Source organism: Aequorivita lipolytica (assembly GCF_007997135.1).
Taxonomy (GTDB): Bacteria; Bacteroidota; Bacteroidia; order Flavobacteriales; family Flavobacteriaceae; genus Aequorivita; species Aequorivita lipolytica.
Genome location: NZ_VORU01000005.1, coordinates 132,139 through 152,520 on the forward strand (window position 1 = coordinate 132,139; position 20,382 = coordinate 152,520).

The window sequence follows — 20,382 nt, forward strand, 5'->3', positions numbered from 1 at the left end:
GGGAGGAGTTTGCGCAAGAATTCCCCCTTTGGGGGTTAGGGGGACTATACAAACGCACTATAACCAGTAATCGCCCGTCCAACAATCAACGTGTTGATTTCTTTGGTTCCTTCGTAACTATAAATCGCTTCGGCATCGGCAACAAAACGTGCAACGTCATATTCCAAAAGAATGCCGTTACCACCCATTACTTCGCGGGCGCGGCTAACAACATCGCGGGTTCGCATACTGCAGAATACTTTTGCAAGTGAAGCATGCTCATCGGTCAACAAATCTTCGTCCTGCAGTTCCGAAAGACGGAAACACATAGTTTGCATTGCGGTCAAATTTGCTATCATTTCCACCAAATGATTTTGGATTAGCTGAAACGAAGCAATCGGCTTGCCAAACTGTTCGCGCTTTTTACTGTATTTCAGGGCTGCTTCATAAGCACCACGTGCGCAACCCACGGCTTGCCACGCAACTCCCGCACGTGTCATTCGCAAAACTTTGGCCGTGTCTTTAAAAGAATCACATTTTTGAAGTCTATCACTTTCGGGAACGCGGCAATCCGTCATTGTTATCAGCGCATTTTGCACCGTACGCAGTGCCATTTTATTTTCCATCTTTTCGGCTTTAAAACCAGGATTTCCTTTTCGCACTAAAAAGCCTTTTACTTGATCGTCTGCCTCGTTGCGTGCCCAAATTATAATCACGTCTGCAAATGTGGCATTTCCGATCCATTTTTTCTGCCCGTTCAAAACCCACTCATCACCTTCTTGCCTGCAAGTGGTTCCTAAACCTCCCGCAACTGCTGAACCCACTTCGGGTTCCGTAAGGCCAAAGGCGCCAATAAGTTCCATTCGTGCCATTTTGGGAAGCCATTCCTGTTTTTGTTCTTCGCTCCCGCAGATATATATGGAACCCATAGCCAAACCACTATGCACCCCAAAAAAGGTAGAAATGGAAACATCCACACGGGCAAGTTCCATCGCTACTATTCCTTCCATAACGTAAGTTTCGTCGGGCGTTCCGTAGCCTTTATAGGTAAGTCCGCAAATGTTTAATTCTGCCATTTTTGGGATGATCTGGAATGGAAATTCAGCTTTGTTCCAGTATTCATTGGCAATCGGCTTTATTTCGTCTTCCATCCAATTGCGCACCTTTATTTGAAGTTCGCGTTGCTCTGGGCTCAACTTCAAAGATAAATCATAAAAATCACCATCTATGGGCGGGAGTTTGTGCTGCCCCTTTTTTCCGCCTTTGTGTTTCAGCATTCGCATTAAACCAGCAAGTTGCCGATCATCGAGCTCGCCAACGGTTCTCATAATTTCAGAAAGATCTACTTTTTGCGAAAGTTTTCCGAGCGCATCGAGATCTATCTCTTTCATTAAATGAATGGTTTGCTTAATTTTTGAAAAGATGGACATAACAGTTTTTTTGAGAATTGAATTCTAAAGATACTATTAAGCAATTTTCCAATGACTAAAGAAAAGTTAATTTGGAGGAAGCGGTTTTATAACGGTTTCATTTACGTAGCCCTTTAAACTATCGGTTGTTTGAATATGGTACCACTTTTGGTTTTTGCCCAAAACAATAAGAGTGTCGTTTTTTTTCAAACTTCCAAATTCTTTGTAAGCCGAAGCAGGACCTTTGCGGACATCCACCCGATTTTTTAAAGTAACAGCTTTTACGATTGCTGAAGGTTTTTCACTGGGTTGGATTTCCGTTTTTTTGATGAAAGAAAGCGGATTTACCGCGCCTTTTGACTTATAAATGCCAAAGTGAAGATGTGGCGCTGTGGTTTTTGCATTTCCAGTATTTCCAACAAAACCCAACGTATCACCAACTTTCACTTTTTCCCCTTCGGAAACTGCGATGCTGTCTAAATGTGCATAATAAACGGTTTTCCCGAAAAGACCGTCGCGCAGCCAAACCTGTTTTCCGCCAAGGCCGCGTTCACCAGCAGAGGCAATCATTCCATCTGTGACAGCTACAACTGGCGTTCCGCGGTCTGCAAAAATATCTACTCCTTCGTGGGAACGGCTTCCAGCGTCGCGCGGATCTGCCCAAAAACTTTGGATGTTTTTGTTACCGCCGCCGCTTACTGGAAACTCGTAAAGCGGTTCTGTATAAATTTTCAACACAAAAGGAAACTGCAATTGCATTTGTGCCTGGACAATAACTTTGTAAAAACCTGAAGTTTCAATTTCCTGTGAAAGCGTTGCTTTTTTATCTTCGGAACTTTTTAAAAGTTTAAAAATTTTGAGCGAATCGCTTTTAGCCTGAAAAATATCTATAAAAACGATAGCCGAATCGGGCTGTTTTTCAACTTCCACAACAATGCGTTCACCTTCTTTCAACTGAATATTATAACTGTAAACGTTGAAGTTTTCTTCGGAAAAAACGCCACTTTCAGAATACGGCAAGGTTATTTGAATACTGTCGCGCTTTGAATTTTCAAAAGCATTTTTCCAACGAAGCAATAGCGAATCCTTTTTTGAAAAATTGCGCTCATAAACCTCGCGCGCTGTTGGTTGCACAATTACATCGGCTACTTTACGGACTTGCTTACAGCCCAAAATGAGTATTCCGAAAAGCATTAAAACGAAAAGAATTTTGTAATTCATAGCGATGTTAAGTTAGCAAGAAGTCCCCCTAACCCCCAAAGGGGGAACTCACGCTTGATGGGTTCCCCTTTGGGGATTAGGGGGACTATCCAAATAGATGATGCACCACATCGTGTACTTTTGCCACTTTAATAATATTTATGTTAAAGTTGTTCTTCGGGATTTTGCAGTATTTTGAAATAACGATGGAAGTAAAACCAAGTTTTTCGGCTTCCAAAATTCGCTGTTCCACTCGGGTTACGGGACGCACTTCGCCAGCGAGACCGACCTCAGCAGCAAAGCAAAGACGCTTGTCTATAGCGATATCAATATTTGAGGAAAGCACTGCGGCAACAACTGCCAAATCCATTGCGGGATCGTCAACGGTGATTCCGCCTGTTACGTTCAAAAAAACATCTTTTGCGCCAAGTTTGAAACCAGCGCGTTTTTCCAAAACAGCAAGAATCATATTCAAACGTTTTGCGTTGTAGCCCGTGGCGCTTCGTTGTGGTGTGCCGTAAACGGCGCTGCTCACCAATGCTTGAATTTCTATCATCAATGGGCGCATGCCTTCCAAAGTAGCAGAAATTGCCGTGCCGCTTAACTCTTCGTCATTTTTGGAAATCAATATTTCCGAAGGGTTTGAAACCTCTCGCAATCCGCTGCCCTGCATTTCGTATATGCCCAATTCATTGGTACTTCCGAAGCGGTTTTTATTAGCGCGCAGAATTCTGTAAATATGGTTTCTGTCGCCTTCAAATTGCAAAACAGTATCTACCATATGTTCCAAAATTTTTGGCCCGGCTATGTTTCCGTCTTTGGTGATATGACCAATCAAAATAACAGGTGTTCCAGTTTCTTTTGCAAATTTTATAAGCTCGGCAGCAGTTTCACGAATTTGTGAAATGCTTCCGGCAGTACTTTCAATAGCATCTGTATGTAAAGTTTGAATGGAATCGATGACCACAATATCCGGTTCAATTTCTTCGATGTTTCTGAAAATATTTTGGGTTTTTGTTTCGGTTAAAATGAAACAGTTCTCTGAAATTGGTTGAATGCGTTCTGCTCGCATTTTTATTTGCTGGGCACTTTCTTCGCCGGAAACATACAACGTTTTATAGGGAAGTTGGAGTGCAATCTGAAGCATCAACGTACTTTTACCAATTCCGGGTTCGCCGCCCAAAAGCGTCAATGAACCTGGGACTAATCCACCACCGAGCACACGGTTAAGTTCGTTGTTTTTTGTATTGAGACGTGCTTCTGCTTGTGTTGAAATTTCTGAAATACGCTGTGGTTTAGCAACTCTTTTAGAAGTACTTTCAGCAGATTTCCAACTTACTTTTTCAGCTTTTTGGATTATCTCTTCAGCAATGGTATTCCATTCTTTGCATGAATTGCATTGCCCTTGCCATTTGGCATATTGCGCGCCGCAGTTTTGACAGAAAAATGTGGATTTTGTTTTGGCCATAATTGTTCCGCTAAAATAAATATATTTACGCTACAAACCTTCGCTAAAATGAAACGCTTATTCCTCACACTATTTTTTTTGTGTATTTGCTCTTTGGTTGTCACCGCCCAGCAATACCAATTTAAAAAATACAAGGTCGAGGAAGGTTTGGTAAATAATGAGACTTTTGACATTCTTCAAGATCAACGAAACCGAATATGGGTGTCTACTACTGGCGGAGTAAGCTGTTTTGACGGTAAAAATTTCACAAATTACACGGTTGATGATGGTTTGCCTTCAAATATTTGCTTCAGTATTTTTGAAGATTCAAAAGGACGCATTTGGGTTGGAACTATGGGTAAAGGCATTAGCATAATAGAAAATGGAAAAGTTACCAATCCAAAAGGAATTGATTTTAATGCTTTGGCAAGCGCAACTTCTTTTTTGGAAGGCGAAGATGGTATTATATACATCTTTTTTATAAATGGAATTGGTGTTTATAAAGATGGTAAGCTAAGTTATTTATTTGATAGCAGCGAAATGGGAACACTTCATTTTCAACAAGCAGCTTGGTACGATTCCAATACTATTTATATCGCTTCACTTAAAAAAGGGATTTTTAAACTGACCTTAAATCCATTTAAGCTGGAAAATATTTATAATCAAGACGATGGAATAAACAATATTTGTTATTCAATAGTGGTTGATAATGAAAAGAATATTTGGGTAGGAGCCTATGGCGAATTAAATAAAATAACAAATGGCAAGCTTACCATTTACAAATTCAATCCAGAAGATTTTAATGATAACCGCATCTACGGAATCCTTCAAGAAAATGATGATGAACTTTTTTTAAGCTTTGAAGGAAACGGTTTTGGAATATTTAATAAAAAAACAGGCAACCTAGAGGTAATAAATGAAGCTCAGGGACTTCCTACAAAATACCTTTACAGAATAATTAAAGATACCGAGGGCAATCACTGGATGACGAGTTATGGCGAGGGCATTATACGTTTTCGGGACACTGCTTTCAAAATCTATGACGATAAGCAGGGTTTGCCATCTAAATCTGTTTACGCCATTACACAATGGAATGATGAGGCTGTGGTGGCAACAGATAAGGGCATTATTGCATTAACAGATAGCCAGGAAATAAAGCACTTGGCAAAAGATGTTTCAGTAAAAAATATCTTTGTCACGCCAGAAAATAATCTACTTTATACAACCAATGAAGCCGTCTGGGAACTTTCAAAAGATGGAACGCAGAAACTAATCGATGAGGGGGCATACAATTTATTATTTAGTGATAAAAAAAACACCTTTCTTTTTGGAACGGATAAAATAAAAGTAATAACGAAAGATTCATCCTACTCCATAAAATCTTCACGGTCCATCGCTATTGAACCTATAAACGATCGATATGTGTTATGCAAAATTTCGGGCTTATTTCAATTGCACAATAATAAGGTGGATACTATTCCAGGATTGAGCCATTTAGAACACAACAATTTCAGAAGCATAGACGCCATAAATGAAAATGAACTGATTGCCGGAAGCGAAAAAAACCTTTACTACCTCAAGCTTGAAAACGACAAATTTCACATAATGATTTTTGATATGAAGCGATTTGAATCCCTAAAACGCTTCAGGTCGCTGAAAGTGGACGGTAATAATCTCTGGATGACTGGACAGGATCTTTTATTGAAAGTAGACCTTTTACAATTATTAAAAAATGACACCATAATAGCCAAAACCTTTAAAACTGTTCCGAATTTTTTGGAAAATGAAGTAGACTATAATTCTTTAATAGTTACTAAAGATAGGACTGTACTTGCTACTTCTCTGGATGGAGTATTGGCATTTAACGAAAATGTTTACAAACCAAATACACTCCCGCCCAAACTAGAGCTTTCAAATATCCTATTGTTTGCAGAACCACTAGAAGATAGCCTTTACAGAACAAAAAAGGGAATTGTGCTCCCCTATCAAAAAAATTATTTGAGCTTCTCAATGGAGGCAATAACATTTACCAACCCAGAAGAGGTTAAGTATCAATATCGCATGAAAGGTCTTCGCGATGGAGACGAGTGGTCCCTACCAACAAAAGATCCCAAAGTTGTGTTCTCATATCTTCCGCCTGGAGAATATAAATTCGAATTTACAGCAGATAATGGGGCTGGCATTTGGCAGACACAGCCCTTTCAATATTCGTTTATAATAAGAGTTCCGTTTTGGAGAACATTGTTGTTTTGGGTTCCCGTACTATCTATTACCACGATTAGTATTTTTCTTATTTACTATTTCAGAAATAAAACAGAACAAAAAAGAAATGAAACATACACGCACAATCTTTTGAAAGCCCAAGAAGAAGAACGCACCCGGGTGGCACGCGAACTTCACGATAGCGTTGGACAAAAACTTATGCTTCTTACCAAGAAAACTAAAATTACCGGAAATCAAGAAATGGAATCTTTAGCGAGCAATACCTTGGAAGAATTGCGCACTATTTCAAGAGGGCTTCATCCCGCAACCCTGGAACGTTTAGGGCCAACGGTAGCAATAAGAAATATGGTTGATGAAGTAGATTCAAATACAGGTATATTTTTCACCCATGAAATTGAAGACATAGATGCTTTGATAAGCAGAGAAGCATCCTTACATTTGTATAGAATTATTCAAGAAACATTAAACAATATGGTGAAACATGCCGATGCCAAGGCCGCCTCTGTGATTATAGAAAAAAAGAAAAACATTATTGAAGTTATAATTTCTGACAACGGAAAAGGTTTTGAAATTTCCGAAAAAATAAAAACCAGTTCAAGCTTAGGAATGAAAACGCTGCTAGAGCGTGCCAAAATTTTGAACTCAAAACTTGATATTAAAAGTCAAATTAATAAGGGCACTACTATAACACTTATTATTCCTATTTAAATGATTGACAAAAAAAATATTTCTATTGTTATTGCCGATGACCATCCTATGATTTTAAAAGGATTAAACGATGAACTTAGCGCAAGCAACTACAATGTTTTGGCGCAAGCAGCAAATGGAATGCAAGCATTGGAAGCTATTTTAACACACAATCCCACCATTGCGCTACTTGATATTGACATGCCGCTTTTAACAGGCTTTGAGGTGATTAAAATGGCTAAACAAAAGGCGGTTGACACCAAATTTATAATTTTATCATTTCACAAGGAAAATGAATATATCTCTCAAGCCAAGACTTTACAAATTAATGGCTATCTATTAAAGGAAGATTCCTTTTCTGAAATTGAAGAGTGCATTCAAGAGGGTTTAAAAGGCAATATTTACTTCAGCCGTTCATTTGCACCTTCTTCATTGGCAATCGTTTCGGAAGATTTAAAAAAAATTAAGTATTTAACTTCCTCTGAAAAAACCATTTTAAAATTGGTTGCTGAAAAAATGAGCAGCGGAGAAATTGCAGAAAAACTCTTTATATCAATCCGTACTGTAGAAAAACACCGAAGCAACATAATTATGAAGCTAGAAATTGAAAATACCACCACAAACGCACTGACCAATTGGGCCTATTTGCACAAAAATGTTATTAAAGAACTTTAGGGTTAATACCCAAAATCAGTTTTTATTTTGTCCGCCCGGTCTAGTAATTTATCAAGTGTTATAAAGTCTACTTCTTCTTTATCATAAGCTCCTTGAAAGATTTTCATTGCTTTTTTCGGCTCACCAGTCTCTTCGTAATAACGACCCAAATAATAATCTCCTAAAACTGTATCTGGATATTGTCTTTTGGCCAATGTAGCAATTTCCCGTAGCGATTCCCACTGGTTTCTTTTTTCCGCAGCGGTTGCAGTAGCAATAAAATCGTTTACGCGTATATTGTTCGTAATTCCGAAGAGATCTTCAATCACTTTATATTTGTCCAATAAGTATTGGCTAATTGGCGTATCCAATTTCAACAATACTTCAGTATATTCTTTTTTGCTGATTGGCCGATAGACTGAAAATATTTTCTCCAAAGCATTGGGAATGCCACGCCCGCCCAAAGAATAGTGGGTAGCACCCTCGAAGTTGTCGTAATAAAAGTTGAATGTCTTGCTATTTATGGCGCTTAATTGATTGTTTAAATCTTCACTAGATTCCATCAAACCTTTAATATCATCAGTTCCTGTAGCCAAATAATAAAATATTTTTCCGGGAATTGCAGGAATTCGTTCTGCAAGTCGTTCTTCCATCATCGGAGCCAAATCTGGGCTTAGGTTAATGTATCCATTCATTAATGGCGGGTCTTTAAAAAGGTAGTAGTTTAAGAAATTGGCAGTAAAGTCGTGCCCCACCCCAATTATAAATTTTGCGGTTCGGTATTCTTTATCAATATAGGGTATGAGCTCCAGACCAATAAATTCGAAAAACTGTGCGCCTTTATCGCCCGGCATAAAGGTACGGTCATCGTAGGAGCAATCCTCGTAACGTGACTCGCCTTGCATAATCCCTACAACTATTGCCTGCGGCATGTCTTCCCAATAACTGAAATAATCTACATTTCCAGCAACAGGCTCAAAAAGGTAATCGGCATCCAACACCAAAATTATAGGGTATTTTTTATCAATGTTGGAGTCGTAATTTCTGGGAAGCTGTATTTTCAGCTTTCGGGATTCACCGAGCTTTGTTGATTTGAATTCTTCATAAATAATTTGTGAAAATGAAGCGTAATTAATTAAAACGCAGATTGCGAAAAGCAGGAATTTTTTCATTGGTTAGTAGTTTTAGGCTTCGGAAAGATAACAATTTTTGAATTTGTTGTTTTTCCGAAATAAAAATAAATACAAAAAGCTACAATTTTGATCGCTTTCTGTTGTAGATAGGAAGTAATACTAGTGAAACCACCCCGAATAAAACAATGGAGGTAATATTTGAAATCCACACAATCCATCCAAAGGCCGTACCCACTGTTTTTGCAATTCCGAAAACTGTCAAGATTCCCGCAACGGCAGCAGGATAAGTACCAAAGCCGCTATTCGTAAAAGCAAATGTAAAACTCCCCACCACAAAAGTGATAATAATTGTGCCAAAAGGAATATTTGCTGTTTCGGGCAATGCGTGCAGCGCCGTATAAAAAGAAAGCAGGTAAAGCCCCCAGATAATAAATGTGTGAAAAAGAAAAGCTCCTTTCTTACGCATTTTCAAAATACTGAAAACACCTTCTTTTAAACCTATTACGAAGTTTTTCAACTTCTTGTTGATGTTTGATTTTGAAAACTTAATGTAGAGCGGAATGCTTACGGCCACTAAAATAATTCCGAGCACAATTACATATAGAATTGACGGCGGCACACTATCAACAACATAATCATATAAAACATCAAATTTTATAATTAAGGCCAAAGCTGTAAAGAAAAGCAGGAATAATAAATCTACAACTCTTTCAGAAATAATGGTTCCGAAACCCTTTTGAAAAGGAACGCCTTCGTATTTGTCCAATATAATACCCCTAGAAACCTCACCGCTTTTCGGTATAAAAATATTCATTAAATAAGCCACGGAAATTGCCATAAAATTGTTGGCCAATTTGGTTTTATACCCCAATGGCTCCAACATAAAACTCCAACGATAGGATCGTGAAAGATGGCTTAAAATGCTAAATGCAACCGAAAGTAACACAAAGCCATAGTCTGCATCGGCAAAATATTTTTGAGTTTCTTCCAGCTGTTGTGGCGTGAAAGACTGGTAGATGTACCAAATCAAGAAAACTCCCAATACTAACGGAATGGCAATCTGTAAAAATTTTGAAAGGGAGCGGCTCAAATTAACGGAGTAAATTTGTTTCCTCGTCTGGAAAAACCAATGCAGGTTTAAAGGCTTTAGCCTCCTCTATTTCCATAATAGCATATGTAATAAGTATAAGCACATCGCCAGGAGCAACGCGCCTCGCGGCAGCTCCGTTAAGCGTAATCTCGCCGCTGTTACGTGGACCGGGAATGGCGTAGGTTTCTAGGCGTTCACCATTATTATTGTTTACTATTTGAACTTTTTCGCCTTCAATAATGTTGGCGGCGTCCATTAAATCTTTATCAATAGTAATGCTGCCGATGTAATTTAGATCGGCGCCAGTAACTTTTACCCTATGGATTTTAGATTTTATTACGTGTATTTGCATGCTGCAAAGGTATTAATTTAAAGGCATATTATCTATTAGCCTAACTTCGTCCGCAAGCACCGCGATGAATGCCCTGTATTTTAGGTCTTCGTTTTTTCGCTTTGCTGTTTTAAGGGTTTTCTCGTTGGCAATTTCAAAATATTCCAATTCCAAGTGGGGATTTTGCAAAAACCGTTCCGCAACTAAAGTGTTTAAATCTGCAATCGAGGTAGAACTGAATTTTTCCCGCACCTCATTCAATGTTCTATAAATAATTGTGGCTTCTTCAATTTGCTTTGCGCTCAGCCTTTTGTTTCGCGAACTCATTGCAAGTCCGTTATCTTCTCTCAATATGGCACATCCTATAATCTTTACGGGTAGATTTTCAATAGCTACCAATTTTTTGACGATCTGTAATTGTTGAAAATCCTTTTCACCGAAATAGGCCGCATCAGGCTTAACTATTCTGAAAAGTTTGTTTACAATGGTTCCCACTCCGTCAAAATGTCCGCTCCGGTGCTTACCTTCCATTTCGTTTTCCAGACCTCCAAAATTGTATTTTTTTGCGAATATAGAGTCTTCGTACAAACCTGAAACCTCTGGCAAGTAAACAATCAAGTCACCCTTTAATCTTTTTAGAAGTGAAATATCGTCTTCGGGAGTACGTGGATATTTTTGAAGATCGGCGCTATTATTGAATTGGGTCGGGTTTACGAAAATGCTTACCACCACCAAATCATTTTCAGCTAAAGCTTTATTTACTAATGAAATATGCCCTTTATGTAAAGCACCCATCGTTGGCACAAAACCTATTTTGTCATTTTTCGCAGCGGAGGATAAGGCATGCACCAATGTTTCTTTCTGGGTATGTATTAACATAAAATTGGGTTAAGAGCGGGCAAAATTAATATATTAAAGACAATCTACATAAATTTTCGTAATTTTGCGTGTTTTTAAATGCCTCGGAGTATTGGGGCCAATTGCAAATAATTTCTAAAAACCCAATAGATGAAAGATAAAAGAGTCTTGTATGTGTCTTCCGAAGTAATTCCTTACCTTCCTGAGACCGAGATTTCTTCAATGTCGTTTGAAGCTCCCCGCATGATCAACAACAATGGCGGCCAGATACGAATCTTTATGCCCCGCTACGGCAACATAAACGAGAGAAGACACCAATTGCACGAAGTGATCCGCCTTTCTGGAATGAACTTGGTTATCAACGACTTGGATATGCCTTTGATTATAAAAGTAGCATCCATCCCCAAGGAGCGCATCCAGGTTTATTTTATTGATAATGAAGATTACTTTAAAAGAAAAGCTACTTATGCCGATGAAGATGGAAATTTTTACAAAGACAATGATGAACGCGCTATTTTCTTCGCCAAAGGAGTTATTGAAACGGTAAAAAAATTGAACTGGGCGCCAGACATCATTCACGTTCACGGATGGTTAGCTTCTTTCTTGCCTTTATACTTGCGAAATTATTACGGCAACGAGCCACTTTTCGAAAACAGTAAAATAGTTACCTCTGTATACAATCAAGGCTTCGAAGGAACGTTAGCTAAAAACACAATAGACAAAGTTAGGTTTGATGCCATTGATGACGAAGCCATTACGAAACTTGAAGATCCCAGTTACGTAAACTTAATGAAAATAGCTATCGAAAATTCTGATGCTGTTATTGTTGCGTCTGAAGAAATACCCAAAGAACTGGAGGATTTTATTAACACTATTAATAAACCAGTGTTAAAATATCATAATATGGAAAACTTTTCCCAAGCATATTTGGATTTTTACAGTTCGAAAATTTTAAAATAAACTCTTCAACAATTTTATTGAAAATGTTTCCTGAAACATTTCACCTAAAAACAATTAACGAGAACCGATGAAAATTAAAAATTTGCTGCCCATTACTGGTGCTATTTTCTTTATAATTATTGCATTTTCCTCGTGCCAAGAGGATATTTCCACTATAGGTTCCGAAATTTTGGGAACAGAAACCCCTAATGGTATTTTAGACGAATCCCAAACCATTATAGCATACAGTAGAAAACTAGGGCCCGTGCAGAGCAATAGACTGCCCGCATACCAACTTGGTGTGTATAACGATCCCGTTTATGGAAAGTCTACCGTAAATCTTTTGTCGCAGCTCACGCTTTCAAGTAATGATCCAAAGTTTGGTGATAGTGCCGTTGTGGACAGTGTTTTTGTGTATCTACCTTATTTCAGTACCGCCACTACGGCTGATACCGTAACCACTTATGCACTGGATTCCATCTATGGTTCTACGCCCATAAATATATCAATTTCATCTTCAAATTATTTTTTGCGGGAGTATGACCCTAACAGTGGTTTTCAGGAATTTCAAAATTACTACTCTACTCAAGGCGAAACATTTGAGCAGTATTTAGATACAGAGCTTGCTTCGGTGGAAAATTTTATTCCCACCAGAAATGGTTATGTGTTGTATAAAGATACGGATGAGGAAGAAAAAATTGCGCCGGGTCTTCGTGTAAAATTGGATACAACCTTCTTTCAAGAAAAGATTTTAGATATGGAAGGTGCTCCAGAATTACGAAACAGTAACAACTTCAAGGATTACTTCAGAGGAATTTATTTTAAAGTAAATTCACCCACAAACAACGGGAGTCTTTTCATTTTTGATGCTACAGAGTCATATATTACAATATTCTATAGCTATAATAACGAAGATAATTCTGAAATACGCGAAAATGGTACTTTCAAATTAAATTTCAACGGTATTAACGTAAACACTTTTGAAAACGAACTGCCGTCCCCAATTCAAAATGCAGTTGAAAACCCAAACATCCAGACAGGAAATGAAAATCTTTACCTACGTGGGGGCGATGGTATTATTTCGATAGTAGAACTTTTTGGAAAAGACAATGACAATAATGGCGTAGCGGATGATCTTGAGACACTTCGCGATAAAAAATGGCTTATAAACGAGGCAAACCTAATCTTTTACGTTAATCAGGATTTAATGGTCGGTGGAGCCACAGAGCCCGAAAGAATTATAATTTATGACCTTAAGAACAGTAATGTTTTGGCAGATTATAATTTAGACCCTACCAATGGTCTTCCTCCTGTAGATGCGCTCAGCAACCACTACGGGAAACTGCAAAGAGGCAGCGATGGCAATGGCGAATTTTACAAAATAAAGATTACAAATCATATTAGCAATCTAATCAATAAAGACAGCACTAATGTTCCTTTGGGCGTGGTGGTTTCACAAAATGTTCTGACCAGAACTACCGCAGAACTTCTAAACCCCATGGAACCTTTTATTGAACAAGTTCCAACCAGTAGCGTTGTATCTCCGGAGGGAACCATTCTTTATGGAAATGCAACGCCGAACCAAGAAAAAAGATTAAAACTCCAAATCTATTATACTGAACCTAATTAAAACCTGCTTATGTGTGGAATTGTAGGATATATTGGCAAGAGAGAAGCATATCCAATCATTCTTAACGGACTGAAACGTTTAGAATACAGAGGTTATGACAGTGCCGGCATTGCTCTATTTGACGGAACCGATATCCAACTTTGTAAAACAAAGGGAAAGGTTGCAAGCCTTGAAGAGAAAGCCGAAAAAGAAATTTCCCTAAAGGGAAGCCTTGGTATTGGTCACACCCGATGGGCAACCCACGGTGTGCCGAACGACGTTAATAGTCACCCTCACTATTCCAATAGTGGCGATTTGGTGATTATCCATAATGGAATTATTGAAAACTACGATTCTCTTAAAAAAGAATTGATAAAAAGAGGCTACACCTTTAAATCTGATACAGATACCGAAGTACTTGTAAACCTTATTGAAGACATTCAAATAAATGAAAAGGTAAAACTTGGGAAAGCTGTTCAAATTGCTTTGAACCAAGTTGTAGGCGCCTACGCCATTGCCCTTTTTGACAAAAAAAAACCGGATGAGATTGTTGTTGCCAAGTTGGGAAGCCCACTAGCCATAGGTATTGGCGAAGATGAATTTTTTGTAGCGAGTGATGCTTCGCCGTTTATTGAATTCACCAACAATGCTATTTATCTTGAAGATGAAGAAATGGCAGTCATCCGTCGCGGGCGCGATATAAAAGTCCGAAAAATAAAGGACGATAAATTGGTTGCACCTTACATTCAAGAGCTTCAAATGAATCTTGAACAAATTGAAAAAGGCGGCTACGAACATTTTATGTTGAAGGAAATTTTCGAGCAGCCCTCCGTTATAAAAGATACTTACCGCGGTCGTTTACTTGCCGATAGAGGTATAGTTAGACTTGGGGGTCTTGAGGATTATATTGAGAAATTTATCAATGCAGATCGTATAATTATTGTGGCCTGCGGAACTTCATGGCACGCTGGTTTGGTTGCAGAATATATTTTTGAAGACTTGGTGCGCATCCCCGTTGAAGTGGAATACGCTTCCGAATTCCGCTACCGCAACCCCATTATTTCAGAAAAAGACGTAGTTATTGCCATTTCACAAAGTGGTGAAACCGCAGATACGCTCGCCGCCATAAAGCTTGCAAAGTCCAAAGGCGCATTTGTTTATGGTGTCTGTAATGTAGTGGGCTCCACTATTTCGAGAGAAACCCACAGTGGCACTTACACTCACGCTGGGCCTGAAATTGGAGTTGCTTCCACCAAAGCATTTACTACACAAATCACCGTTCTGGCTATGATGGCACTGCGTTTGGCAAAAGCCAAAGGCACTATAAGCCAAAGTGATTTCATGCTCTACTTGCGCGAGCTGGAACTTATTCCAAATCACGTAGAAGAGGCCCTGAAAACCGATGATAAAATAGCAGAAATTTCTGCTGTATTCAAAGATGCACGCAATTTTCTTTATTTAGGAAGAGGATACAACTTCCCGGTAGCCTTGGAAGGCGCATTAAAACTTAAGGAAATTTCATACATCCACGCCGAAGGCTATCCCGCTGCCGAAATGAAACACGGCCCCATAGCCTTAATAGACGAACATATGCCCGTTGTGGTAATTGCCATAAAAAGCGACCATTACGATAAAGTGGTGAGCAACATTCAAGAGATAAAGGCTAGAAAAGGGAAAATTATAGCAGTAGTTTCAAAAGGAGATACCGCAGTTAGGGAGCTTGCAGATTACGTAATGGAAGTGCCGCATACTCCAGAAGCCTTATCGCCATTGGTCACAACCATTCCACTGCAATTACTCTCATACCATATTGCCGTAATGCTTGGCAGAAACGTGGACCAGCCTCGCAACTTGGCGAAGTCGGTTACTGTAGAATAAGTTCTAATTTGAACATCTTTCTTTATTCCTCTTAGCGCATTTTGCAAGAAACCCTTGTACAATTGAAGACGCAATCAAAATACCAAAAAACAAATAGTCATAATTGGGATGGTCTTTAAAAAGCGCCGCTGTTCCAAGTAAGAGAGCAGCCCAAAGCAGTGCGTTTATTATGATAATTTTTTTCATACTCTATTTGTAAATTTTTTAGGCAAATTGTTACAAAATTCTTTTCAGTAGTTTAAATTTAAACTATGAAAGTCATCAACCTAATTTCCGGTCCGCGCAATCTTTCCACGGCTATCATGTATTCTTTCTCGCAGCGTCAAGACATTACGGTTTTAGATGAACCTTTTTACGGCTATTACCTTCAAAATGCTTCGTTGGAAAGCGAGCATCCTTCGCAAAAGGAAATCCTTCAAACCATGGAATTGAAGGAAGAAAAAGTGGTTGAAAGCATAAATTCCCTTTCAATAAAGAAAAATGTATTTGTAAAAGGAATGGCTCACCATTATTTGACTGAAGCACCTTCTTTTATATTGAATTGGGAAAACGTTATCTTGATTCGCCATCCCAAAAAGTTGATTGCCTCCTTTTCAAAAGTAATCCACACCCCAACTTTAAATGATATCGGTATCAAAAAAGCTTCAGAACTTTTTTTATTTCTGAAGAAAAACGGCAAAACGCCAATAGTGATTGATAGCGATGAGCTTTTGAAAAATCCCGAAAAATATCTAAAAAAACTATGCGATTTGCTGAATATTCCTTTTTCTGCGAAAATGCTTCGGTGGAAAAAAGGCGGTATCCCAGAAGATGGTATTTGGGCAAAACATTGGTACGGCAACGTTCACAATTCCGAAGGATTTGCAGTTCAAAAAAGTAGCTCGCAGCCATTGCCTGCACATTTGGAAACTTTGCTGGATGAAGCTTTGCCATATTATGAAACTTTAAAAAATAATATTTTAGTTTAGAAAGAAAATTAAACCCATAAACATATAAACTCTCAACTCCACAAAAATGCTTCAAAAATCCCACCCTAAAAACGACAAAATCCAAGTATTTATAAAAGACAAACTATACCCGCGCAGCGAAGCAAAAGTTTCGGTTTTTGATAGTTCCGTACAGGGCGGTGATGCAGTTTGGGAAGGATTGCGCGTTTATCCGGAAGGGGTAGTTTGTTTGGACAAACATTTAACCCGTTTACACGAATCTGCAAAAACATTGATGTTTGCAGATATTCCTTCCAAAGAATTTATCAAAAAAGCAATAAAACAAACCCTCGAGGCAAACGGAATGCATGATGATACTCACATCCGTTTAACATTAACGCGCGGCGAAAAAATAACTAGCGGAATGGACCCGCGCCTAAACCAAAATGGTTCCTGCTTGATTGTTTTGGCAGAATGGAAACCTTTGGTTTATGATAACAATCACGGCATAAAAGTAATAAGCACCAGCCAGCGCCGTAACTCTCCACAATTTTTGGACAGTAAAATCCACCACAACAATTTGCTGAATAACATAATCGCGAAAATCCAAGCCAACGTCGCTGGAAAAGATGCGGGATTAATGCTGGACGATCGCGGCTTTATTGCTGAACTTAATGGTAGCAACCTTTTTATGGTGAAAGACGGAAAAATTTTTACACCGTTTGCACACGCTTGCCTTCCCGGAATTACGCGTAATTCTGTGATTGAAATGTGCCAAAAACACAATATCGAAATTACCGAAGCAGATATTACACTTTCACAATTCTACAATGCTGACGGAGTTATCGCAACTGGTACAATGGGTGAGCTTACGCCGATTGTTGAAATTGACGGACGCATCGTTTCCAAAGACGATACCCTTCAGAAAAAAATAATTGAGCTTTTTGCTAAAGAAGTTCGGGGATTGTGTGAAAAGCTTTGATTTTTTAAAACTTTAAAAGATCTAAACAATAGTTCTGCCTTCACAAAAAACTCCAAATTTTTTCAACATTCCCATTGCAATTTTCATTCAGAAAAAACTATCTTTGCACCGTTCAAAACAGGGGTGGTTTTTTCGCCCTTAGATAACTATAAAATAAACAGTTACTCATGTCACAAAGCATAGGAAAAGTTGCACAGATTATTGGCCCGGTAGTTGACGTTGCGTTTGATAGCGGATCGGAACTTCCAAAAATATACGACTCTTTAGAGGTAAACAACAACGGAAACCTTTTGGTTCTTGAAGTTCAGTCTCACATTGGTGAGAGCATGGTGCGTACCATATCAATGGATTCTACAGATGGTTTAAGCCGTGGTGTAGATGCAGTTGCAACTGGAGCACCAATCCAAATGCCAATCGGTGACGAAGTTTACGGCCGACTTTTCAACGTAATTGGTGATGCTATTGATGGTATTGGAAACTTGCCAAAAGCTGGCGACAACGGTCTTCCAATTCACCGTGACGCTCCAAAATTTGAAGATCTTTCTACTTCTACCGAAGTTCTCTTCACAGGTATTAAAGTAATTGACCTAATTGAGCCTTACGCAAAAGGTGGTAAAATTGGTCTATTCGGTGGTGCTGGTGTTGGTAAAACGGTACTTATTCAGGAATTGATTAATAATATTGCGAAAGGCCACGGTGGTCTTTCGGTTTTCGCTGGTGTAGGCGAACGTACTCGTGAGGGGAATGATTTGCTTCGCGAAATGCTTGAGTCTGGCATTATTAAATACGGTGACGACTTTATGCACTCTATGGAAAATGGTGGATGGGATCTTTCAAAAGTTGATAAAACAGCTTTGAAAGAATCTAAAGCTACTTTCGTATTTGGACAGATGAACGAGCCACCGGGAGCACGTGCACGTGTGGCACTTTCAGGTTTGACTATTGCTGAGTATTTCCGTGATGGAGCTGGCGAAGGACAAGGGAAAGATGTACTTTTCTTCGTAGATAACATTTTCCGTTTTACGCAAGCGGGTTCTGAGGTTTCTGCACTACTTGGGCGTATGCCTTCGGCGGTGGGCTACCAGCCAACTTTGGCAACAGAAATGGGTGCGATGCAAGAGCGTATTACTTCTACAAAAAGAGGTTCCATTACTTCTGTACAGGCGGTTTACGTTCCTGCGGATGATTTAACAGATCCAGCACCGGCAACAACTTTTGCCCACTTGGATGCTACAACCGTACTTTCGCGTAAAATTGCTGAGCTTGGTATTTATCCAGCTGTGGATCCATTGGATTCTACTTCTAGAATTCTTACTGAGGCTATTCTTGGAAAAGAACATTACAGCTGTGCGCAAAAAGTAAAGGAGCTTTTACAGCGTTATAAAGAATTACAGGATATTATCGCGATTCTTGGAATGGAAGAACTTTCTGAGGAAGATAAAATGGCCGTAGGTCGCGCACGTCGTGTACAGCGTTTCCTTTCACAGCCTTTCCACGTAGCCGAGCAGTTTACAGGTATTCCAGGAGTTTTGGTTGACATTAAAGAAACTATTAAAGGTTTCAACATGATTATGGATGGCGAACTGGATCATCTTCCAGAAGCAGCCTTCAACCTTAAAGGAACTATCGAGGAAGCAGTTGCCGCGGGCGAGAAAATGCTTGCTGAAGTTTAAAATTAGTTAATGGTTGATAGTTGTTGGTTGATAGAGCTTCCAACAACTATCAACTAACAACAAACAACCAAAAATATGTACTTAGAAATAGTAACCCCCGAAGCATCCTTAGTTGCTGGAGAAATAGAAAGCATAATCGTGCCAGGTGTGGAAGGCGAATTTCAAATGCTTAACAATCACGCTCCTATTGTTTCTGTTTTACAGGAAGGAAAAGTGAAGTTTAAAGGAAACCCAACTATTGCGGAAGCTTTTCAGAAGAAATTTACACAAGAGGACGGAAAGTGGGTGCTACAAATTTCTGGCGGAACCGTTGAGTGTAACAACAATCGTGTCATGGTTTTGGCAGATTAAAACTGTTCAAAGGTTCCAATCTCGATGACTATCGGGACGAATCCCAAATTCCTTTTATAGGAGTTTGGGATTTTTGTTTTGTTTAAATCCATAAAGTTATATTAACAATGGCCCAAACAATAAGTTGAGATTTGTAAATTTACCCGTTGATGAAAACTATGCAGCTACAGCAAATAGATAGGGTAAAAACCATTACCAAAGAAGATTTTCTAAAAAATTATTTTAAACCACAAAAACCCGTTGTTATTGAACGGTTTATTGAGGACTGGCCTGCATTTAAAAAATGGGATCTCGATTATATTGCCGAAGTAGCCGGAGATGTAATGGTTCCGCTTTACGATAATCGTCCCGTGAGCCATAAAGACGGATTTAATGAGCCTCACGCCACTATGAAAATGCGTGATTACGTGAAACTTCTTAAAAAAGAACCAACCAAATACCGCATCTTTCTTTGGAATATTTTAAAGGAAGTACCACAGCTTCAAAAGGATTTTGAATATCCAGATTTCGGGCTGAAATTAATGAAAGGATTGCCAATGCTATTTTTTGGCGGAAAGGATTCATACACATTTATGCACTATGATATCGATTTGGCAAATATTTTTCACTTTCACTTTCACGGGAAAAAAGAAGTAATTCTGTTTGACCAAAATCAAAACGATTATTTATACAAAATCCCACACTCGTTAATTACTCGGGAAGACATAGATTTCCACAATCCAGATTATGGAAAATGGCCAGCACTTAAAAAAGCAAAAGGTTATAAGGCAAATTTGGAACATGGCAACGTTCTATATATGCCTGAAGGCTACTGGCACTATATGCGCTACATAACGCCAGGTTTCTCAATGAGCCTTCGTGCAATTGCACGTAATCCTAAAAACTTAGCAAAAGCTTTTTATAACATTGGCGTTATGCGCTATTATGACCAATTGATGCGAAAGCTAAAAGGCCAAAAATGGATTGATTGGAAAAACGAGCAAGCAGTTGTTCGCACTAACAAAAGGCTGTAA

At 38.8% G+C, this 20,382-nt stretch carries 18 protein-coding genes; 10 read left to right on the forward strand and 8 right to left on the reverse strand.

What is annotated here, in order from left to right; genetic code table 11:
* Nucleotides 1-44 precede the first annotated feature (44 nt).
* The 3 genes from ESV24_RS08280 to radA form a co-directional block, all read right to left on the reverse strand.
* The gene (locus ESV24_RS08280) at nucleotides 45-1,409 is read right to left on the reverse strand and encodes an acyl-CoA dehydrogenase family protein (protein ID WP_111817035.1); all 1,365 of its coding nucleotides are present in this window, start codon (nucleotides 1,407-1,409) and stop codon (nucleotides 45-47) included.
* Nucleotides 1,410-1,475: 66 nt separating this feature from the next.
* A complete protein-coding gene (locus ESV24_RS08285; protein ID WP_111817036.1) occupies nucleotides 1,476-2,609 on the reverse strand; it encodes a M23 family metallopeptidase in 1,134 nt (377 codons plus the stop codon).
* A gap of 85 nt (nucleotides 2,610-2,694) precedes the next feature.
* Complete coding sequence (radA, locus tag ESV24_RS08290) at nucleotides 2,695-4,056, reverse strand: DNA repair protein RadA (protein WP_111817037.1); 1,362 nt, start codon at nucleotides 4,054-4,056, stop codon at nucleotides 2,695-2,697.
* A gap of 48 nt (nucleotides 4,057-4,104) precedes the next feature.
* On the opposite strand from radA, the gene ESV24_RS08295 reads away from it, so the two are divergent.
* Both ESV24_RS08295 and ESV24_RS08300 read left to right on the forward strand, forming a co-directional pair.
* Entirely contained in the window at nucleotides 4,105-6,966 is a 2,862-nt protein-coding gene (locus tag ESV24_RS08295) for a sensor histidine kinase (protein ID WP_111817038.1), read from the forward strand.
* The gene (locus tag ESV24_RS08300; protein ID WP_111817039.1) at nucleotides 6,967-7,620 is read left to right on the forward strand and encodes a response regulator; all 654 of its coding nucleotides are present in this window, start codon (nucleotides 6,967-6,969) and stop codon (nucleotides 7,618-7,620) included.
* 2 nt (nucleotides 7,621-7,622) lie between these two features.
* Here the strand turns inward: ESV24_RS08300 and ESV24_RS08305 are convergent, their stop codons facing one another.
* The 4 genes from ESV24_RS08305 to panC all read right to left on the reverse strand — a co-directional run bounded on the left by ESV24_RS08305 (nucleotide 7,623) and on the right by panC (nucleotide 11,032).
* Nucleotides 7,623-8,771: an alpha/beta hydrolase gene (locus ESV24_RS08305; protein WP_111817040.1), complete on the reverse strand. Its 1,149-nt coding sequence runs from the start codon at nucleotides 8,769-8,771 to the stop codon at nucleotides 7,623-7,625.
* A gap of 79 nt (nucleotides 8,772-8,850) precedes the next feature.
* Nucleotides 8,851-9,822 carry a lysylphosphatidylglycerol synthase transmembrane domain-containing protein gene (locus ESV24_RS08310; protein WP_111817041.1) on the reverse strand — a complete coding sequence of 324 codons (972 nt, stop codon included), beginning with the start codon at nucleotides 9,820-9,822 and terminating at the stop codon, nucleotides 8,851-8,853.
* Between the two features lies 1 nt (nucleotide 9,823).
* Nucleotides 9,824-10,174 (reverse strand): aspartate 1-decarboxylase, encoded by a 351-nt coding sequence (gene panD, locus ESV24_RS08315; RefSeq protein ID WP_111817042.1) that lies wholly within the window; start codon nucleotides 10,172-10,174, stop codon nucleotides 9,824-9,826.
* A 12-nt stretch (nucleotides 10,175-10,186) separates the two neighbouring features.
* A complete protein-coding gene (gene panC, locus ESV24_RS08320; RefSeq protein ID WP_111817043.1) occupies nucleotides 10,187-11,032 on the reverse strand; it encodes a pantoate--beta-alanine ligase in 846 nt (281 codons plus the stop codon).
* A 129-nt stretch (nucleotides 11,033-11,161) separates the two neighbouring features.
* On the opposite strand from panC, the gene ESV24_RS08325 reads away from it, so the two are divergent.
* From ESV24_RS08325 to glmS, 3 genes are all read left to right on the forward strand, one after another.
* The gene (locus tag ESV24_RS08325) at nucleotides 11,162-11,971 is read left to right on the forward strand and encodes a glycogen/starch synthase (RefSeq protein ID WP_111817044.1); all 810 of its coding nucleotides are present in this window, start codon (nucleotides 11,162-11,164) and stop codon (nucleotides 11,969-11,971) included.
* A 67-nt stretch (nucleotides 11,972-12,038) separates the two neighbouring features.
* Entirely contained in the window at nucleotides 12,039-13,580 is a 1,542-nt protein-coding gene (bamH, locus tag ESV24_RS08330; RefSeq protein WP_111817045.1) for a BamH family beta-barrel-assembly machinery protein, read from the forward strand.
* Between the two features lie 9 nt (nucleotides 13,581-13,589).
* A complete protein-coding gene (glmS, locus tag ESV24_RS08335; protein ID WP_111817046.1) occupies nucleotides 13,590-15,437 on the forward strand; it encodes a glutamine--fructose-6-phosphate transaminase (isomerizing) in 1,848 nt (615 codons plus the stop codon).
* 3 nt (nucleotides 15,438-15,440) lie between these two features.
* On the opposite strand, the gene ESV24_RS08340 is transcribed toward glmS, so the two are convergent.
* On the reverse strand, nucleotides 15,441-15,623 hold the full coding sequence (locus ESV24_RS08340) for a hypothetical protein (protein ID WP_111817047.1): 183 nt from the start codon (nucleotides 15,621-15,623) through the stop codon (nucleotides 15,441-15,443).
* A gap of 65 nt (nucleotides 15,624-15,688) precedes the next feature.
* Here ESV24_RS08340 and ESV24_RS08345 point away from each other — a divergent pair, with 65 nt between their 5' ends.
* From ESV24_RS08345 to ESV24_RS08365, 5 genes are all read left to right on the forward strand, one after another.
* The gene (locus ESV24_RS08345) at nucleotides 15,689-16,405 is read left to right on the forward strand and encodes a sulfotransferase-like domain-containing protein (protein ID WP_111817048.1); all 717 of its coding nucleotides are present in this window, start codon (nucleotides 15,689-15,691) and stop codon (nucleotides 16,403-16,405) included.
* Between the two features lie 46 nt (nucleotides 16,406-16,451).
* Nucleotides 16,452-17,345: an aminotransferase class IV gene (locus tag ESV24_RS08350; protein WP_111817049.1), complete on the forward strand. Its 894-nt coding sequence runs from the start codon at nucleotides 16,452-16,454 to the stop codon at nucleotides 17,343-17,345.
* 167 nt (nucleotides 17,346-17,512) lie between these two features.
* Nucleotides 17,513-19,018 carry a F0F1 ATP synthase subunit beta gene (gene atpD, locus ESV24_RS08355; protein WP_111817050.1) on the forward strand — a complete coding sequence of 502 codons (1,506 nt, stop codon included), beginning with the start codon at nucleotides 17,513-17,515 and terminating at the stop codon, nucleotides 19,016-19,018.
* A gap of 75 nt (nucleotides 19,019-19,093) precedes the next feature.
* Nucleotides 19,094-19,369 (forward strand): FoF1 ATP synthase subunit delta/epsilon, encoded by a 276-nt coding sequence (locus ESV24_RS08360; protein ID WP_111817051.1) that lies wholly within the window; start codon nucleotides 19,094-19,096, stop codon nucleotides 19,367-19,369.
* Between the two features lie 158 nt (nucleotides 19,370-19,527).
* Nucleotides 19,528-20,382, forward strand: coding sequence for a cupin-like domain-containing protein (locus ESV24_RS08365; RefSeq protein ID WP_394364095.1), 855 nt, complete (start codon nucleotides 19,528-19,530; stop codon nucleotides 20,380-20,382).

What these genes read in the sequence shown, in the direction of transcription:
- ESV24_RS08340 (WP_111817047.1), bottom strand. Translation starts at nt 15,623, where the DNA reads ATGAAAAAAATTATCATAATAAACGCACTGCTTTGGGCTGCTCTCTTA.
- panC (WP_111817043.1), bottom strand. Translation starts at nt 11,032, where the DNA reads ATGTTAATACATACCCAGAAAGAAACATTGGTGCATGCCTTATCCTCC.
- ESV24_RS08280 (WP_111817035.1), bottom strand. Translation starts at nt 1,409, where the DNA reads ATGTCCATCTTTTCAAAAATTAAGCAAACCATTCATTTAATGAAAGAG.
- ESV24_RS08360 (WP_111817051.1), top strand. Translation starts at nt 19,094, where the DNA reads ATGTACTTAGAAATAGTAACCCCCGAAGCATCCTTAGTTGCTGGAGAA.
- ESV24_RS08285 (WP_111817036.1), bottom strand. Translation starts at nt 2,609, where the DNA reads ATGAATTACAAAATTCTTTTCGTTTTAATGCTTTTCGGAATACTCATT.
- ESV24_RS08345 (WP_111817048.1), top strand. Translation starts at nt 15,689, where the DNA reads ATGAAAGTCATCAACCTAATTTCCGGTCCGCGCAATCTTTCCACGGCT.
- panD (WP_111817042.1), bottom strand. Translation starts at nt 10,174, where the DNA reads ATGCAAATACACGTAATAAAATCTAAAATCCATAGGGTAAAAGTTACT.
- ESV24_RS08365 (WP_394364095.1), top strand. Translation starts at nt 19,528, where the DNA reads ATGCAGCTACAGCAAATAGATAGGGTAAAAACCATTACCAAAGAAGAT.
- ESV24_RS08300 (WP_111817039.1), top strand. Translation starts at nt 6,967, where the DNA reads ATGATTGACAAAAAAAATATTTCTATTGTTATTGCCGATGACCATCCT.
- glmS (WP_111817046.1), top strand. Translation starts at nt 13,590, where the DNA reads ATGTGTGGAATTGTAGGATATATTGGCAAGAGAGAAGCATATCCAATC.
- ESV24_RS08350 (WP_111817049.1), top strand. Translation starts at nt 16,452, where the DNA reads ATGCTTCAAAAATCCCACCCTAAAAACGACAAAATCCAAGTATTTATA.
- bamH (WP_111817045.1), top strand. Translation starts at nt 12,039, where the DNA reads ATGAAAATTAAAAATTTGCTGCCCATTACTGGTGCTATTTTCTTTATA.
- ESV24_RS08305 (WP_111817040.1), bottom strand. Translation starts at nt 8,771, where the DNA reads ATGAAAAAATTCCTGCTTTTCGCAATCTGCGTTTTAATTAATTACGCT.
- radA (WP_111817037.1), bottom strand. Translation starts at nt 4,056, where the DNA reads ATGGCCAAAACAAAATCCACATTTTTCTGTCAAAACTGCGGCGCGCAA.
- ESV24_RS08325 (WP_111817044.1), top strand. Translation starts at nt 11,162, where the DNA reads ATGAAAGATAAAAGAGTCTTGTATGTGTCTTCCGAAGTAATTCCTTAC.
- atpD (WP_111817050.1), top strand. Translation starts at nt 17,513, where the DNA reads ATGTCACAAAGCATAGGAAAAGTTGCACAGATTATTGGCCCGGTAGTT.
- ESV24_RS08295 (WP_111817038.1), top strand. Translation starts at nt 4,105, where the DNA reads ATGAAACGCTTATTCCTCACACTATTTTTTTTGTGTATTTGCTCTTTG.